15 protein-coding genes and 1 pseudogene are annotated in these 15,641 nt (G+C 62.6%); 9 read left to right on the top strand and 7 right to left on the bottom strand.

Translation table 11 applies throughout. From position 1 onward, the window contains the following. Positions 1-7: 7 nt before the first annotated feature. The 6 genes from NPS47_RS10630 to NPS47_RS10655 form a co-directional block, all read right to left on the bottom strand. Positions 8-1,000, bottom strand: a complete 993-nt coding sequence (locus NPS47_RS10630) for a hydrolase (protein ID WP_274294942.1) — start codon at positions 998-1,000, stop codon at positions 8-10. Positions 1,001-1,066: 66 nt separating this feature from the next. Next, the gene (locus NPS47_RS10635) at positions 1,067-2,476 is read right to left on the bottom strand and encodes a M16 family metallopeptidase (protein ID WP_274294943.1); all 1,410 of its coding nucleotides are present in this window, start codon (positions 2,474-2,476) and stop codon (positions 1,067-1,069) included. Beyond that, a complete protein-coding gene (locus tag NPS47_RS10640; protein ID WP_274294944.1) occupies positions 2,469-3,818 on the bottom strand; it encodes a M16 family metallopeptidase in 1,350 nt (449 codons plus the stop codon). The genes NPS47_RS10635 and NPS47_RS10640 overlap by 8 nt, the downstream gene beginning before the upstream one ends. A gap of 118 nt (positions 3,819-3,936) precedes the next feature. Next, positions 3,937-4,530, bottom strand: coding sequence for a 16S rRNA (guanine(966)-N(2))-methyltransferase RsmD (gene rsmD / locus NPS47_RS10645; RefSeq protein WP_274294945.1), 594 nt, complete (start codon positions 4,528-4,530; stop codon positions 3,937-3,939). After that, on the bottom strand, positions 4,530-6,029 hold the full coding sequence (locus NPS47_RS10650) for a M16 family metallopeptidase (protein ID WP_274294946.1): 1,500 nt from the start codon (positions 6,027-6,029) through the stop codon (positions 4,530-4,532). Before NPS47_RS10650 ends, rsmD begins: the two co-directional genes overlap by 1 nt. After that, positions 6,022-7,377: a M16 family metallopeptidase gene (locus NPS47_RS10655; protein ID WP_274294947.1), complete on the bottom strand. Its 1,356-nt coding sequence runs from the start codon at positions 7,375-7,377 to the stop codon at positions 6,022-6,024. Before NPS47_RS10655 ends, NPS47_RS10650 begins: the two co-directional genes overlap by 8 nt. A gap of 230 nt (positions 7,378-7,607) precedes the next feature. Between NPS47_RS10655 and ftsY the strand changes: the two genes are divergently transcribed. From ftsY to NPS47_RS10680, 5 genes are all read left to right on the top strand, one after another. Beyond that, positions 7,608-9,188, top strand: coding sequence for a signal recognition particle-docking protein FtsY (ftsY, locus tag NPS47_RS10660; protein ID WP_274294948.1), 1,581 nt, complete (start codon positions 7,608-7,610; stop codon positions 9,186-9,188). Beyond that, the gene (ftsE, locus tag NPS47_RS10665; RefSeq protein ID WP_038615591.1) at positions 9,185-9,856 is read left to right on the top strand and encodes a cell division ATP-binding protein FtsE; all 672 of its coding nucleotides are present in this window, start codon (positions 9,185-9,187) and stop codon (positions 9,854-9,856) included. The genes ftsY and ftsE overlap by 4 nt, the downstream gene beginning before the upstream one ends. After that, entirely contained in the window at positions 9,853-10,881 is a 1,029-nt protein-coding gene (gene ftsX / locus NPS47_RS10670; protein WP_274294949.1) for a permease-like cell division protein FtsX, read from the top strand. Before ftsE ends, ftsX begins: the two co-directional genes overlap by 4 nt. A 113-nt stretch (positions 10,882-10,994) precedes the next feature. Beyond that, on the top strand, positions 10,995-11,849 hold the full coding sequence (gene rpoH / locus NPS47_RS10675; RefSeq protein ID WP_038615587.1) for an RNA polymerase sigma factor RpoH: 855 nt from the start codon (positions 10,995-10,997) through the stop codon (positions 11,847-11,849). A 164-nt stretch (positions 11,850-12,013) separates the two neighbouring features. Then, entirely contained in the window at positions 12,014-12,523 is a 510-nt protein-coding gene (locus NPS47_RS10680) for a DUF1993 domain-containing protein (protein WP_274294950.1), read from the top strand. A 63-nt stretch (positions 12,524-12,586) separates the two neighbouring features. On the opposite strand, the pseudogene mtgA reads toward NPS47_RS10680, so the two are convergent. Next, a pseudogene (gene mtgA / locus NPS47_RS10685) lies at positions 12,587-13,344 on the bottom strand (monofunctional biosynthetic peptidoglycan transglycosylase). Positions 13,345-13,377: 33 nt separating this feature from the next. Here mtgA and NPS47_RS10690 point away from each other — a divergent pair. From NPS47_RS10690 to trmB, 4 genes are all read left to right on the top strand, one after another. Beyond that, positions 13,378-13,749 carry a DUF423 domain-containing protein gene (locus NPS47_RS10690; RefSeq protein WP_274294951.1) on the top strand — a complete coding sequence of 124 codons (372 nt, stop codon included), beginning with the start codon at positions 13,378-13,380 and terminating at the stop codon, positions 13,747-13,749. A 101-nt stretch (positions 13,750-13,850) separates the two neighbouring features. Continuing rightward, a complete protein-coding gene (gene thiS, locus NPS47_RS10695) occupies positions 13,851-14,051 on the top strand; it encodes a sulfur carrier protein ThiS (protein WP_128321769.1) in 201 nt (66 codons plus the stop codon). A 48-nt stretch (positions 14,052-14,099) separates the two neighbouring features. Next, positions 14,100-14,894 (top strand): thiazole synthase, encoded by a 795-nt coding sequence (locus tag NPS47_RS10700; RefSeq protein WP_038615579.1) that lies wholly within the window; start codon positions 14,100-14,102, stop codon positions 14,892-14,894. 9 nt (positions 14,895-14,903) lie between these two features. Further along, positions 14,904-15,626, top strand: a complete 723-nt coding sequence (trmB, locus tag NPS47_RS10705) for a tRNA (guanosine(46)-N7)-methyltransferase TrmB (RefSeq protein ID WP_274294952.1) — start codon at positions 14,904-14,906, stop codon at positions 15,624-15,626. The last annotated feature ends 15 nt before the right edge of the window (positions 15,627-15,641 follow it).

Below are 15,641 nucleotides of genomic sequence, written 5' to 3' on the forward strand. Positions count from 1 at the left end.
AAAGTCCTCAGATTGCCCCTAACCACTGCGGAATCCGCCGCTCCAGGTAATACCCCGGCTCCCGCACGCTACCGTCGACAAAACCGACATGGCCACCGCGCGTATGCAGCTCGAAGGTGGTCTGGCTCGGCAGCTCATTGGCCTCAGGCAGGCTGTGGCTGAACACGAACGGGTCATCGCTGGAATGGATGATCAGCGTCGGTGTGCGGTTCTCACCGAGGAAGTACCGGCTCGAAGCCCGGCGGTAATAGTCCTTGGCATCGGCAAAGCCATTGAGCGGTGCAGTCACCCGCCCGTCGAAGTCCCAGAACGTGCGCAGGTTCTCCAGTGACCCAAGACGCTCCAGTGCAGCGAGGCCTTCATGGTGGCCGTGGTGCTGGAAGTGGCGTTGTTTCTCTTTCACATAGGCGAGCATGGCGCGCATGAAATGCGCCTGATAGACCCGCGAAAACCCCAGGCCGATACGATCGGCGCACTGGTCCAGGCGAAACGGTACCGACACCGCCACCGCCGCCTGCAACTGACTTGCCGAGCCGGCTTCGCCAAGGTGCTTGAGCAGCACGTTGCCACCCAGCGAGTAACCGACGGCGTACAGCGGTGCTTGTGGGCGTTGCGCACGCAGGTGGTCGATGGCCTCGGCGAGGTCCTCGCTGGCGCCGGAGTGATAGCTGCGCGGCAGCAGGTTCGGCTCACCCGAGCAGCCGCGCCAGTTCAGGGCGACACTGGCCCAGCCGCGGCCCGCCAGCGCCTGTTGCATGCCGATCACGTAGGGTGAGCTGGACGAACCGGTGAGCCCGTGCAGTACCAGCACCAGTGGGGTGTTGGCCTGGTGCGGGCCGTGCCAGTCGAGGTCGAGAAAGTCGCCGTCGGCCAGCCACAGACGCTCGCGTTGGCGGTCCAGGGCTGCCGACTTGCGCCACAGCGGTCCCCAAAGCGTCTGCAGATGCGGATTGCCCAGCCCCAGGGCGGGTTTGAAGGGGCTGGGGGTGGTGGGATACATCGTGGTGTGCTCGCAGATTGCTGTCAGGCAAGTGTAAATCCGGTTACCGACACTTGCCCGGGTCGCTCATCCGTTAGCAGGCGCGAATGCGGGCAAGTCGTGCTGTTCGACCGACGGGCCGACACTGATCTGCACCAGCTTGTCGAGCTTCAGGTGATTTTTCAACACGACCTTCAGCTGATCCAGGGGCAATGCCTGCACTTGATCGAGAAAAACCTGGCGGTTGTCCAGCGGTAACTGGTTGAAGCCGATGGCGCTCAGAATGTCGCTGATCTGCTGGTTGCTCACCGATTCCAGCAGGTAGCTGCCGCGCAACTTCTGTTTCGCGTCATCGAATTCCTTCTGGCTGGGTCCTTGTTCGGCATAGTCCTTGAGCAACTGCTCCAGCAATGTCATTGCGGCGTCGCGGTGTTTGGCCTGGACCTGGGTACTGAACGTCCAGACGCCGTTGGCAGGATGCTGTCTCAGCGTTGAGCCGGCGCCATAGGTCAAGCCCCGTCGAGTGCGCAGTTCATCGAACAGCCGCGAGGTCGCACCGGGACCGCCCAGTATCAGGTTGGCCAGGGTCAAGGCGGGTGCATCGGGATGTCGAACACTGATGCCGGGTATGGCGAACAACAGCAACGCCTGGCTACCAGGGTGTTCCAGGTGGTAAATCTCGGGTTCGAAGCTGGCGGCTACTGGTAGTGGCGGCAGTTCAGGGCCTGCGGGCAACGCCGCTGACACCTGCGCGGCAATGGCCTGCGCCTGCTCCAGGGACAGATCACCGACCAGGGTAATCACGGCGTTGCCTGCGCTGAAGGCTCGTTGGTGAAAGGCGCGAAGATCAGCAACGGTCAGGGCATTGATGGTCTGCTCTGTGCCATAGCTGTTGGCAGCGTAGGGGTGGTTGGCGAACACATGCTCATAGAGCAGGTCGCTGGCCTTGTAGATTGCGTAGTTTTGCCGCTGCGCCACCAGGCCGGTGAGCTGGTCCTTGATTTGTTGCAGTTTGTCGTCGGCAAACTGTGGTTGCCCCAGAACTTCACTCAACAACCCCACCGCTTTGACCCTTTGCTGCTCATTGCTGAGGCTGCGTAGCGTCACCTTAGCGCTGTCATGCACTACCGATGTGCTGAACTGCGCACCGACTTCGTCGAAGCCTTCGGCGATCTGCAAGGCGTCGCGCTGCTGGGTGCCTTCATCGAGCATGCCCAGGGTGAGTTTTGCCAGACCGGCGGCGCCATCATCCCTGGCACTGCCAGCGGCAAAATCAACCTGAACATCAAACATCGGCAATTGCCTGCGTTGTACAAACAGGACCTTGCTGCCTTGTGGCGTCTGCCATGACTCGATCGGTAGCTGCAACTGTGCGGGATCGGGCGCTGTGACTTTCAGCGACTCCAGCTCAAGCGCCTGCGGTTGCGCCTGGGCCTGGGAAGCAGCGCATGCCAGTAGCAGCAACAGCGGGAGGGAGGTTGGGGTGAGCTTATTCATCGTCGGCCTCCTTGGCCTGCAGGTAGGCAACCGCCAGGCGTTCAGTGGTGAAGTAGTTGTTGGCGGCCCGCTGTACTTGTTCGGGCGTTACCCCCTCAAGGTTGCTTTGGTCGTTGTCCAGTTGAGAGGCTGGCAGGCCGCTGCCCAGCATGGCGGCGATAACACTGGCCTGGCCGTGGAGGGAGTCCCGGAAAAAGGTGTTTTCGGCCAGCAGCAGGGCGCGTGCACGCGCTAGCTCGGCAGCGCTTGGCGGCGTGCTTTTGATAGCTTGCAGCTGTGCCCAGATAGCCGCTTGCAGGTCGGCGAGTGGTTTGGGTTGTGCAGTATTGGTCGATGCCGAAATTTCGAACAACGTATCGCCTCTGGCCAGCGCCCCATAGCGGACCTTGGGACCGAACAGCAGCGCTTGCTGGCGCTCCAGCCGGGTACTGAGCCGGGCACTCAAGCCTTTGCCCAGTACTGCGCCGAGCAAACGCAGGGCATGTACGTCGGTCGCCGACGTCGCAGTGGCGTAGGTCGGTACGTTGAATGCCATGACCAGCCTTGGCCTGCTGAACGCATCGTGGACCGTCACCTGCCGTGGTCCGGCCGCAGCCGTTTGCAGAGGCAGCTTGGTGGTTGGCAGGTCTTGCCGGGCGAAGCTGGCGAAATACTGCGCAACCTGCTTTTTCACGGCATCGAGCTGGATGTCGCCAACAATGATCAGCGTGGCGTTGTTGGGTGCGTACCAGATGCGATACCAGGCTTGCAGCTCATCGTTGCGCATGCGTTCAAGGTCGCCCATCCAGCCAATCACCGGGGTGCGATAGCTGCTCTGTGGGTAGGCGATGGCTTGCAGCTGCTCGTCGAGCCTGGCCGACGGATATTCATCGACGTTTTCGCGCCGCTCGGACCTGACGGCTTCGATTTCACGAACGAATTCGCTGCCATTGAGGTGGGCGCCCTTCAGCAGGTCGGCGTTCAGCTCCAGGGCTACCGCCAGCCGTTCACTGGGTAGAGTCTGGTGATGAACGGTGAAATCACGATTGGTGTAGGCGTTGTCGTAGCCACCCAGGCGTTCAATGACTTGCGAGAACTCCCCGGGCGCAGTCTTGGCGCTACCTCGGTAAAGCAGGTGTTCAAGGGCATGGGACAGCCCGGATTGCCCAGGGTACTCATGGCTTGAACCCACCTTGACCAGCAGGTGAGTGGTGACTACCGGTGCCCGGTGGTCCTCGCTGACGACCACATGCAGGCCGTTTTCCAGGGTGAATTCATGGCGATTGGGGGGACTGGCCAGGGCCTGGCCAGATACCAGCAACAGGCCGAACAGGCCGCTGGTGAAGGAAAAACGTCGATCCATGACAGTGCTCCTTGTGGTGGTTGACCAGGAGCACGATCAGGCAGACAGGCGAGCGCAAGGGGGTAGATATCTATTGCACAGTGTAACGACCCCGCGATAGCAGGGTCGTGGTTGCAACTCAGCTGCGCTGCCAGAGGGCGTAATACACCTGGCCAGCCTTCTTCTCGCGGTGCAGGCGCCAGTTGCCGGGCAGTTGCAAGGTCGATGGCGGGGTTTCGCTCTCGGTGTAGATCCAGGCGTTTTCGCTCAGCCACTGGCGCTCTTCAAGCAGGGCGCAGGTGGTTGCCAGCAGGTTCTGGTGGAACGGCGGGTCGAGGAACACCAAGTCGAAGGCCAGCTTCGGCTCACCCTGCAGGTAGCGCTGGGCATCACTCTGGATCACCTGGCCGCGTGGGCAGCGCAGGGTTTCCAGATTGTGCCGCAGGCTGGCAATGGCCGCCGGGTTGCTGTCCAGCGCCACGGCTTCGCCCGCGCCGCGCGACAGCGCTTCCAGGTACAGGGCGCCACTACCGGCAAAGGCATCGAGGACCTTGGCCCCTTCGATGTGCGGGGCCAGCCAGTTGAACAGGGTCTCGCGCACCCGGTCCGGCGTCGGGCGCAGGCCGGGGGCGTCTGGGAAGCTCAGGCGGCGGCTGCGCCATTCGCCGGCAATGATGCGCAGTTGGCCCTGGCCGTTGTGTGGCTTGGCCGATTTGGCGGATGGACTGGCCATTAATGCTCCGGTACACCAAGCGGCTGCTCGGCGGGTTTGTCAGTGGGTGGCGGCAGAGGTTTCTGCGGCACGTTCGGACCGGCGGTGACGATGACCATCTTGTCGGCGGCGAGGTGTTTGTTCAGGGCGGTCTTGACCTGTTCGACGGTCAGCGCCTGGGATTGCTGCATGTAGTCTTCCAGCCAGGTCAGCGGCAGGTCGTAGAAGCCGATGGCGCCCAACTGGCCGACAATACTGGCGTTGCTGGCATTGGACAGCGGGAAGCTGCCGGCCAGCTCGCGCTTGGCATCGTCCAGTTCCTGCTGGCTCGGGCCGGTCTTGAGGTAATCGGCGAGGATGTCCTGAACCAGCTTGAGGGTACCTTCGCTGAGCTCGGCACGGGTCTGCAGGTTGATCATGAACGGCCCACGCACCTGCATCGGGCTGAACACCGAGTAGACGCCGTAGGTCAGGCCGCGCTTCTCGCGGACTTCGCTCATCAGGCGGGTGCCGAAGGTACCGCCACCGAGGATCTGGTTACCCAGCGACAGCGCCGCGTAGTCCGGGTCGTTGCGGTCGATGCCCAGCTGGGCGAGCATCAGGTGGGTCTGTTTGGACGGGAAGTCGATGTGCGTGGTGCCAGGCTTGGGCTCGGCAGGCTGAGACAGCTTGGCCAGCGCCGGGCCTTTGGGCAGAGCGGCCGAGACCTGGGCAGCAATGGCTTCGGCGTCGCTGCGGCTCAGGTCGCCGACCAGGGCGATGACGGTATTGCCCGCGGCATAGGCCTTGGCGTGGAAGGCCCGCAATTGCTCCAGGGTGATTGGCGGGATGCTCTTGGCGTCGCCATCGCTTGGGTGGGCATACGGGTGTTTGCCATACAGCTTCTCGAACAGCGCGATGCTGGCCAGCTTGCCCGGGTTCTGCTTCTGGTACTCGAAACCGGCCTGCAGCTGGTTCTTGATGCGCTCCAGGGCATCCTGCGGGAAGGTTGGTTTGCCGACTACCTCGGCAAACAGTTTCAGCGCCGGTTCACGCTTGTCCGCTGCGCTCAGGCTGCGCAAAGTGGCCACGGCCATGTCGCGGTAGGCACCGTTGCCAAAGTCAGCGCCGAGGCCTTCGAAGCCTTCGGCAATGGCAGTAACGTCCTTGCCGGCCACGCCTTCGTTGAGCATGGCGTTGGTCAGGGTCGCCAGGCCCGGGGCGTCACCGTCCTGGCTGCTGCCGGCGGCGAAGGTCAGGCGCAGGTCGAACATCGGCAACTCGCGCGCTTCGACGAACAGTACCTTGGCGCCTTCAGCGGTGTTCCAGGTCTGGATGTTCAGTTGCCGGCGGCTCGGCGCCTTGCCATCGAGCTCCGCCAGCGTCTGCAGGGTGTTGGCCGGCTTGGCTGCGGTGCTATTTGCAGGTTGTGCGCTGTTGTCCGACTGGGCCGGGTTGGCCAGGACAAACGCCAGCACGCCAACCAGCGACAGGATGCCGAGCCCGATCAGGGTGTAGCGGGGTGCGCTGCGTTCACTCATGAGCGTTCTCCTCGGGCAGTACATGGGCAACGCTCAGGCGTTCGCGGGTGAAATAGGTGCGCGCAGCGTTCTGGATGTCGGCCGGGGTCACGCTTTTCAGTTCGTCGAGCTCGCTGTCGATCAGCTTCCACGACAGACCGACGGTCTCGAGCATGCCGATGGCAGTGGCCTGGCTGCTGATCGAGTCGCGGTCGTAGACCAGCCCGGCGATCACCTGGGCGCGCACGCGCTCAAGCTCTTCAGCTGAAGGCGGGGTGGTCTTGAGTTCGTCGAGCAGCTTCCAGATACCGCTTTCAACCTCGGCCAGGGTTTTGTTCTTCTGCTGGTTCGGCATGGCCGAGATCAGGAACAGGCTGTCGCCGCGGGTGAATGGGTTGTAGTTGGACGAGGCGCTGGAGACCAGCTCCTGGCCGCGCTCGAGCCGGCTCGGCAGGCGGGCGCTGTAGCCGCCGTCGAGCAGGGCCGAGATCAGGCGCAGGGCGTGCACGGTACGCGGGTCCTTGGCGGTGGCCAGGCCCGGCACGTTGAAGCCGTAGATCAGGCTCGGCAGCTGGGTGCGTACGTGCAGGGTGGTTTCGCGCAAGCCGGGCTCGGCCAGTTCCAGCGGCAACTTGGCCGGTGGAATCGCGCGCTTGGGGATGGCGCCAAAGAAACGCTGGGCCAGGCCTTTGACCTCGTCGACCGTCACGTCACCGACCACCACCAGGGTGGCGTTGTTCGGCGTGTACCAGGATTCGTACCAGTGGCGCAGTTCTTCGACCTTCATGCGATCCAGGTCCGCCATCCAGCCGATGGTCGGGGTGCGGTAGCTGCTGGCCGGGAAGGCCATGGCACTGAACAGCTCGAAGGCCTTGGCGTTGGGTTGATCGTCGGTGCGCAGGCGGCGCTCTTCCTTGATCACCTCGATTTCGCGGCTGAACTCGTCGGCGGGCAGGCGCAGGCTGTTCATGCGGTCAGCCTCCAGCTCCAGGGCCACCGGCAGGCGGTCGCGGGCCAGCACCTGGTAGTAGGCGGTGTAATCGTCGCTGGTGAAGGCGTTTTCTTCGGCCCCCAGGTCACGCAGGATGCGCGAGGCTTCGCCGGGGCCGAGTTTTTCGCTGCCCTTGAACATCATGTGTTCCAGCGCGTGGGACAGACCGGTCTGGCCCGGGGACTCATAGGTGGAGCCGACCTTGTACCAGATCTGCGAGACCACCACGGGCGCGCGGTGGTCTTCGCGCACGACCACTTTCAGGCCGTTGTCGAGAATGAACTCGTGGGTGGGCTGCGGATCGGCGGCAAAGGCGGCGAACGGCAGACAAACTGTGCTGAGCAACAGGCCAGCGGCGCGGCGGGCTAGAGCATTCATACGTTGTTTAACCTGTAGGACTGCCCGCGTGGTCTTAGCGTCAGCGGGCTAGGAGGTGCTAGGATACTGATCCGGTTGCCTGACGACCATGCCTGTCGCGGATCTGACCCACAGGCTTGATGACAAAATGCTGCGCATGAACGAGCCGGAATAAAAGTAGTCTGTTCTGCGTTAAAAGAATTTTCGAGGCGCCGCAGTGGCGCATCGCTACCCTGAGATAGCCGTCTTCCATGTTTGGTTCCAACGACGACAAAAAGACGCCGGCCGCGGCTGGTGAAAAGAAAGGCCTGTTCGGCTGGCTGCGCAAAAAGCCCCAGCCACCGGTTGCCGAACAGCCACAAACCCCTGCACCGGTTGAGCCCGAGCAGCCGGCAGCGCTGACCAGCGAAGCGCCTGCTGCCCCGGCACCCATCGATGGTGCCTACGCGCCTGTACCCGCACCTGCCGTTGCGCCGGAGCCTGCTGTCGTCGCGCCTGCGGTGGTTGCGGTCGAGGCGCCACCTGCGCCGTCCGTCGGTTTGGTCCTGCCGGTGCCTGAAGAGCCGGTTGCCCTCGTGGCAGACCTTGAGCCGCACACCCCGCCACCGATCCCGGAGCGTCCGGCACCGGTCGCGGCGCCTGTGGTAGAGGTTGCGCCTGTTGTGGCGCCGGTAACAGAGCCTGCGCCGGTCGTTATCCAGCCTGAACCGGTTGCAGCGCCAGTCGTTGAGCCTGAACCTGCTCCAGTGGCTCCAGTGGCTCCAGTGGCTCCAGTGGCTCCAGTGGCTCCAGTGGCTCCAGTGGCTCCAGTGGCTCCAGTGGCCACCGCTGCACCCGTAACGCCTGTTGTAGAGCCTGCGCCTGTTGAAACGCCTGCCCCGGCCCGCAGCGAAGAAAACAAGGCGGGCTTCTTCGCCCGGCTCAAGCAGGGCCTATCGAAGACCAGCGCCAGCATCGGCGAGGGCATGGCCAGCCTGTTCCTGGGCAAGAAAGCCATCGACGACGACCTGCTCGACGAGATCGAGACCCGCCTGCTGACCGCCGACGTTGGCGTCGAAGCCACCTCGGTGATCGTCCAGAGCCTGACCCAGAAGGTTGCGCGCAAGCAGCTGGCTGACAGCGATGCGCTGTACAAATCCCTGCAAGGCGAACTGGCCGACCTGCTCAAACCGGTCGAGCAGCCATTGCGCATCCAGGCCCAGAACAAACCTTTCGTGATCCTGGTGGTGGGCGTCAACGGCGCCGGCAAAACCACGACCATCGGCAAGCTGGCGAAAAAGCTGCAGCTTGAAGGCAAGAAAGTCATGCTTGCCGCCGGCGACACCTTCCGTGCCGCAGCCGTCGAGCAGTTGCAGGTCTGGGGCGAGCGCAACCAGATTCCGGTCATTGCCCAGCACACCGGTGCCGACTCCGCTTCAGTGATCTTCGACGCCGTCCAGGCCGCCAAGGCGCGCGGCATCGATGTGCTGATCGCCGATACCGCCGGTCGCCTGCACACCAAAGACAACCTGATGGAAGAGCTGAAGAAAGTCCGTCGGGTGATCGGCAAGCTCGATGCCGACGCGCCGCATGAGGTCCTGCTGGTGCTGGACGCCGGCACCGGACAGAACGCGATCAACCAGGCCAAACACTTCAACCAGAGCGTTGAACTCACCGGCCTGGCCCTGACCAAGCTCGACGGCACCGCCAAGGGTGGGGTGATCTTCGCCCTGGCCAAGCAGTTCGGCCTGCCGATCCGCTATATTGGCGTAGGCGAAGGCATCGACGATCTGCGCACGTTCGAAGCCGAACCCTTCGTGAAAGCACTGTTTGCCGAGCGGGAGCATCCATGATTCGATTCGAACAGGTCGCCAAGCGCTACCCCAATGGCCACGTTGGCCTGCATGAGTTGAGTTTTCGGGTGCGTCGGGGCGAATTCCTGTTCGTCACCGGCCATTCCGGCGCCGGCAAAAGCACCTTGCTGCGCCTGCTGCTGGCCATGGAGCGACCGACCAGCGGCAAGCTGCTGCTGGCTGGGCAGGACCTGGGGCAGATCAGCAACGCGCAGATCCCGTTCCTGCGTCGGCAGATCGGCGTGGTGTTCCAGAATCACCAGTTGTTGTTCGACCGTACCGTGTTCAACAACGTGGCGCTGCCGCTGCAGATCCTCGGTCTGTCCAAGGCCGAAGTGGCCAAGCGCGTCGACTCGGCGCTCGAGCGTGTAGCCCTGTCGGACAAGGCCGAGCTGTTTCCCGGCGACCTGTCCACCGGTCAGCAACAACGGGTCGGTATTGCCCGCGCCATCGTCCACCGCCCGGCCTTGCTGCTGGCGGATGAGCCCACCGGTAACCTCGACCCGCGCCTGGCCGCGGAGATCATGGGTGTATTCGAAGACATCAACCGCCTGGGCACCAGTGTGCTGATCGCCAGTCACGACCTGGCACTGATCGCGCGTATGCGCCATCGCATGCTGACCCTGCAGCGCGGCCGCTTGATCGGCGACGGGGAGGCCGGGCAATGAGTGCGACACGCAGTCCCAAGGTTTCCGAGCGGGTAGCGCCGAAGGCCGCCGAGCCGGCACCGGAAAAGAACAAACGCAACAGCCATGACGACGATGGTCCGGATTTCCGCACCCTGTTGCATGCCTGGCTGGAAAGCCACCGCTCGAGCCTGCTCGACAGCTTGCGGCGCCTGGCCAAGCAGCCGATCGGCAGCTTTTTCACCTGTCTGGTGATGGCCGTGGCCCTGAGCTTGCCCATGGGCCTGTCGTTGCTGCTCAGCAACGTCGAGCGTCTGGGCGGGTCGTGGCAGCGTGCGGCGCAGATTTCCCTGTACCTCAAGCTGGATGCCAGCAGCCGCGATGGTGAAGCCCTGCGTGAGCAGATCAAGGGCTTGCCGGGTGTGGCCGAGGCCGAGTACGTCAGCCGCGAGAAAGCGCTTGAAGAGTTCCAGCAGCAGTCCGGGCTCGGCGATGCGCTGCGCGAACTGCCGGAGAACCCGCTGCCCGGCGTGGTCGTGGTGACCCCGGCGGAAGTCGACAAGCCAGCTCTGGAAGCCTTGCGCCAGCGCCTTGCGGAGCTGCCCAAGGTGGATGCAGCGCAGCTCGACCTGGTGTGGGTCGAGCGTCTGGCGGCGATCCTCAAACTGGGTGACCGGTTTGTCTTCGGTCTGACGGTTTTGCTGGTTTCGGCGCTGCTTTTGGTAATTGGTAACACAATTCGCCTGCACATCGAGAACCGCCGTACCGAAATCGAAGTGATCAAGCTGGTAGGCGGCACCGACAGCTATGTACGCCGGCCTTTCCTGTACATGGGCGCCTTGTACGGTCTGGGTGCCGGGGTGTTGGCCTGGGGCGTGCTGGCATTTGGCCTGAACTGGCTGAACGACGCGGTAATCGGGCTTTCCGGGCTATATGGCAGTGATTTCGCTTTGGCCGGGGTTCCACCTGCCGATGGTCTGTCGCTCTTGCTTGGTGCGGTACTGTTAGGGTATATCGGTGCTTGGATTGCGGTCGCCCGCCACCTGAGCGAGCTCGCACCGCGATAGTGTCTTTTTGCTGCTATTGACTCTTTTCATTTTTAGGGAACTTGTTTCGCGGTTCCCGGTCAATGTTGGCAGTGCCTGAGGGCACGAGTTTAGTGAGTCGGAGGTTTTTTCGTATGACCACTTCGTTGCAACCTGCCTATGCCCTGGTTCCCGGCGCAAACCTGGAAGCCTATGTGCACACGGTCAACAGCATTCCATTGCTGACGCCGGAGCAGGAGCGTGAACTGGCCGAGAGTCTCTACTATGAGCAGAATCTTGAGGCGGCTCGGCAAATGGTGCTCGCCCACCTGCGGTTTGTCGTACATATCGCTCGCAGCTATTCCGGCTACGGGCTGGCCCAGGCCGACCTGATTCAGGAAGGCAATGTTGGCCTGATGAAAGCGGTCAAGCGTTTCAACCCGGAAATGGGTGTGCGTCTGGTGTCGTTTGCCGTGCACTGGATCAAGGCCGAGATTCACGAGTTCATCCTGCGCAACTGGCGCATTGTCAAAGTCGCGACCACCAAGGCCCAGCGCAAGCTGTTCTTCAACCTGCGCAGCCAGAAGAAGCGTCTGGCCTGGCTGAACAACGATGAAGTGCATCGTGTGGCCGAAAGCCTGGGTGTCGAGCCACGTGAAGTGCGCGAGATGGAGAGCCGCCTGACCGGTCAGGACATGGCCTTCGATCCAGCGTCCGAAGCCGACGACGACAGTGCCTTCCAGTCGCCGGCCAACTATCTGGAAGACCACCGCTACGACCCGGCGTTGCAGCTTGAAGATGCCGACTGGAGCGACAACTCCACCAGCAACCTGCATGAAGCCTTGCAGGGCCTGGACGACCGTAGCCGTGACATCCTTTACCAGCGCTGGCTGGCCGAGGAGAAGGCCACTCTTCACGACCTGGCCGAGAAATACAGCGTGTCCGCCGAGCGGATTCGTCAGCTGGAGAAGAATGCGATGAACAAGGTGAAAGCCCTTATCGCAATCTGAGGCTGAAACTATCGCGGGGCAAGCCCGCTCCCACCGGAGGTCTCGGTGGGAGCGGGCTTGCCCCGCGATTTTTTATGCTGCCAGATCTTCCAGGCGGCAGCGCAGGTCTATAATCGCGCCACGTTGGCCCCGTCATTTTTTCCGCCACCCCTGTCGAGACTGTTATGACCATTTCCTTGTATGCCGCTTCCGTTCCTGTTTTCAAGCAAATGCTCAACGCCTTGAGTGATGTTCTGAACAAGGCCGAAGCTCACGCCACGGCGAAAAACATTGATCCGAGCGTCTTCCTGCAGGCTCGCCTGTACCCGGATATGTTTCCACTGGTTCGCCAGGTGCAGATCGCTGTTGATTTCGCCAAGGGTGTATCGGGGCGTCTGGCTGAGGTCGAGCTGCCGAAATACGATGACAGCGAAACCACCTTTGCTGAGCTGCAAGCGCTGATCAGCAAGGCTCTGGCTTTCCTCGACGGCATTGCGCCGGCGCAGATCGATGGCAAGGAAGGCATCGAAATCGTGACCCGTCCAGGTACGCCGAAAGAAAAACGCTTCAGTGGCCAGGCCTATTTGCTAACCTACGGCCTGCCGCAGTTCTTCTTCCACGTCACCACCACTTACGCCATCCTGCGTCACAATGGTGTGGAAGTGGGCAAGCGTGACTACATGGGCGCGTTCTAAGGCGTTTACCTGGTAGTCAGCAACCAGTAAAAACCCGGCAAGGTGTGCGCGTTGCCGGGTTTTTTATTGGTTCCAGGGTGCCTTGCGCGGGCTTTCCAGCTGCGCCAGGTAGCCACTGCCGCCCAGCTGACGCATCTGCTGACGGATCCAGCCAGCACGCCGTGCCACGTAACTGCTGGGGCGGCTGGCGCTCCAGTTCAGCGGGCTGGGCAGCACGGCGGCCAGCAGGCTGGCCTGCTGACGGTTCAGGCGGCTGGCATCGACACCGAAATGGTGCTGCGCGGCGGCCTGTGCACCGAACACGCCTTCGCCCCATTCGGCACTGTTGAGGTAGACCTCAAGGATCCGTTCCTTGGACCAGAGCAGCTCGATCAGGGCGGTGAACCAGGCCTCCAGGCCCTTGCGCAGCCAACTGCGGCCCGACCACAGAAACTGATTCTTGGCTACTTGCTGGCTCAGGGTGCTGGCGCCGCGAATGCTGCCGCCGCGTTCGTTGTGGGCAAGGGCGGCCTGGATGGCGATGAAGTCGAAACCCCAGTGATTGGCAAACTTCTGGTCTTCACCGGCAATCACTGCCACTTTGAGCTCATCGGAAATGCGCTCCCAGGGCTCCCAGTCGCGCTGCAGGTCGATCGGCTGGCCGTTGAACCAGGACTCGACCTTGCGCTCGACCATCAGTGCCGTACCCGGTGGTGGAACCCAGCGCAGTACCAGCACCAGCAAAGCGCTGCCGGCGGCGAACCAGAGCAGGGCGCGGGCAAGACGGCGGATAATGGACGACAACATAGAGATGGCTTGGCCGAACCGAATGAGCGGGCCATTATACAGACCCTGTGATGACTAGGAGTCGCCTCATGTTGCGTAGTTTTCTCTTGCTCGCTGCCTTTTTCGGCTTCACCGGTGTCGCCCTAGGCGCCTTTGCCGCGCATGGCCTGAAGGGGCGTCTCACCAGCGAGTACCTGGCGATCTTCCAGACCGGGGTCACCTATCAACTGGTACATGCCCTGGCCTTGCTTGGCGTTGCCGTGCTGGCCACGCACCTGCCCGGCCGCCTGGTGGGCTGGGCCGGTGGTCTGTTCGCCCTGGGCATCGTGCTGTTCTCCGGTAGCCTGTACCTGTTGACCCTCAGCGGCATCGGCAAACTGGGCATCATCACCCCGATTGGCGGCCTGGCGTTCCTCGCCGGCTGGTTGTGCCTGGGTCTCGCTGCCTGGCGCCTGGGTTGACTCGGCGGTCCGAATCGAGACGAATGGCGTTGCTTGGCCTTGGTCGCAGCACCTGATCGGGGCTAGAATGCTGGCCCCTAAAAATAATGGTGGCCGTGCGCATGCGCATTCAATTGAACGGTGAATCCTTCGAGTTGCCCGATGGCGAAAGCGTCGAGGCCCTGCTGACCCGCCTGGATCTTGTCGGGCGCCGTGTCGCGGTAGAGCTCAACCTGGATATCGTGCCACGTAGCCAGCACGCAGCCACGGCGCTGCGTGAAGGCGATCAGGTCGAAGTCGTGCATGCCATCGGCGGCGGCTAGAGCCCCAGGAACACCTTGCAAGTCCCTCAACCCTTCAGAGGATTTCCGATGAGCAACCTTCGCAGCGACAAGCCCTTCACTCTGGCCGGCCGTACCTTCCAGTCGCGCCTGCTGGTCGGCACCGGCAAATACCGTGACCTTGAAGAAACCCGCCTGGCCATCGAAGCCTCGGGTGCCGAGATCGTCACCGTCGCCGTGCGCCGTACCAACATTGGCCAGAACCCGGGCGAACCGAACCTGCTCGATGTGCTGCCACCGGATCGCTACACCATCCTGCCGAACACCGCCGGCTGCTACGACGCGGTCGAAGCCGTGCGTACCTGCCGTCTGGCCCGTGAGCTGCTCGATGGCCACAACCTGGTCAAGCTGGAAGTCCTGGCCGACCAGAAAACCCTGTTCCCCAACGTGATCGAAACCCTCAAGGCCGCCGAAGTGCTGGTCAAGGACGGTTTCGACGTGATGGTCTACACCAGCGACGACCCGATCATCGCCCGTCAGCTGGCCGAAGCCGGCTGCATCGCGGTCATGCCACTGGCTGGCCTGATCGGTACCGGGCTGGGGATCTGCAACCCGTACAACCTGCAGATCATCCTCGAAGAATCGAAGGTGCCGGTGCTGGTCGATGCCGGTGTCGGTACCGCGTCCGACGCCACCATCGCCATGGAAATGGGCTGTGAGGCAGTGCTGATGAACTCGGCAATCGCCAACGCCCAGCAGCCGATCATGATGGCCGAAGCCATGAAGCACGCCATTGTCGCCGGTCGTCTGGCTTACCTCGCCGGTCGTATGCCGAAAAAACTCTATGCCAGCGCCTCGTCGCCGCTGGATGGTCTGATCAAGTAAGAGCCCCTGATGACTGAATCGCAAGAAACGCCGATCTCCACCGAAGGCGAAGAGCGCCAACACCGCCGCATCAAGAGTTTCGTGATGCGCGCCGGGCGCATGACCGAAGGCCAGCAACGTGGTCTGGAGCAGGGTGGGCCGCTGTTCATCCTGCCACTGGCCGATAGCCCGGTGGACTACGACCAGGTCTTTGGCCGTTCGGCGCCGCGTACCCTGGAGATCGGTTTCGGCATGGGCCATTCCCTGCTGGAAATGGCTGCCGCCGCGCCGGATCAGGACTTCATCGGTGTCGAAGTGCACCGTCCGGGTGTCGGTGCGCTGCTCAACGGCGTGCTGACCCAGGGCCTGAAGAACCTGCGGGTGTACGACTGCGATGCGATCGAAGTGCTGAACAAGTGCGTGGCTGACAACAGCCTCGATCGCCTGATGCTGTTCTTCCCCGATCCGTGGCACAAGAGCCGTCACCACAAGCGTCGGATCGTGCAGCCCGAGTTCGCTGAGCTGGTACGCAGCAAGTTGAAGGTTGGCGGTGTATTCCATATGGCTACCGACTGGGAGCCCTATGCCGAATACATGCTGGAAGTGATGAATGTCGCTCCGGGTTATCGCAACCTGGCCGCCGACGGCAAGTGCGTAGAGCGTCCGGCCGAACGCCCGATCACCAAGTTCGAACGCCGTGGCGAGCGACTTGGGCATGGGGTGTGGGATCTGAAGTTCGAAAAACTGGCGTAGTGATGTCAATCGCGG

Origin of the sequence: Pseudomonas putida, from assembly GCF_028682475.1 — a bacterium.
Classification (GTDB): Bacteria; Pseudomonadota; Gammaproteobacteria; order Pseudomonadales; family Pseudomonadaceae; genus Aquipseudomonas; species Aquipseudomonas putida_AG.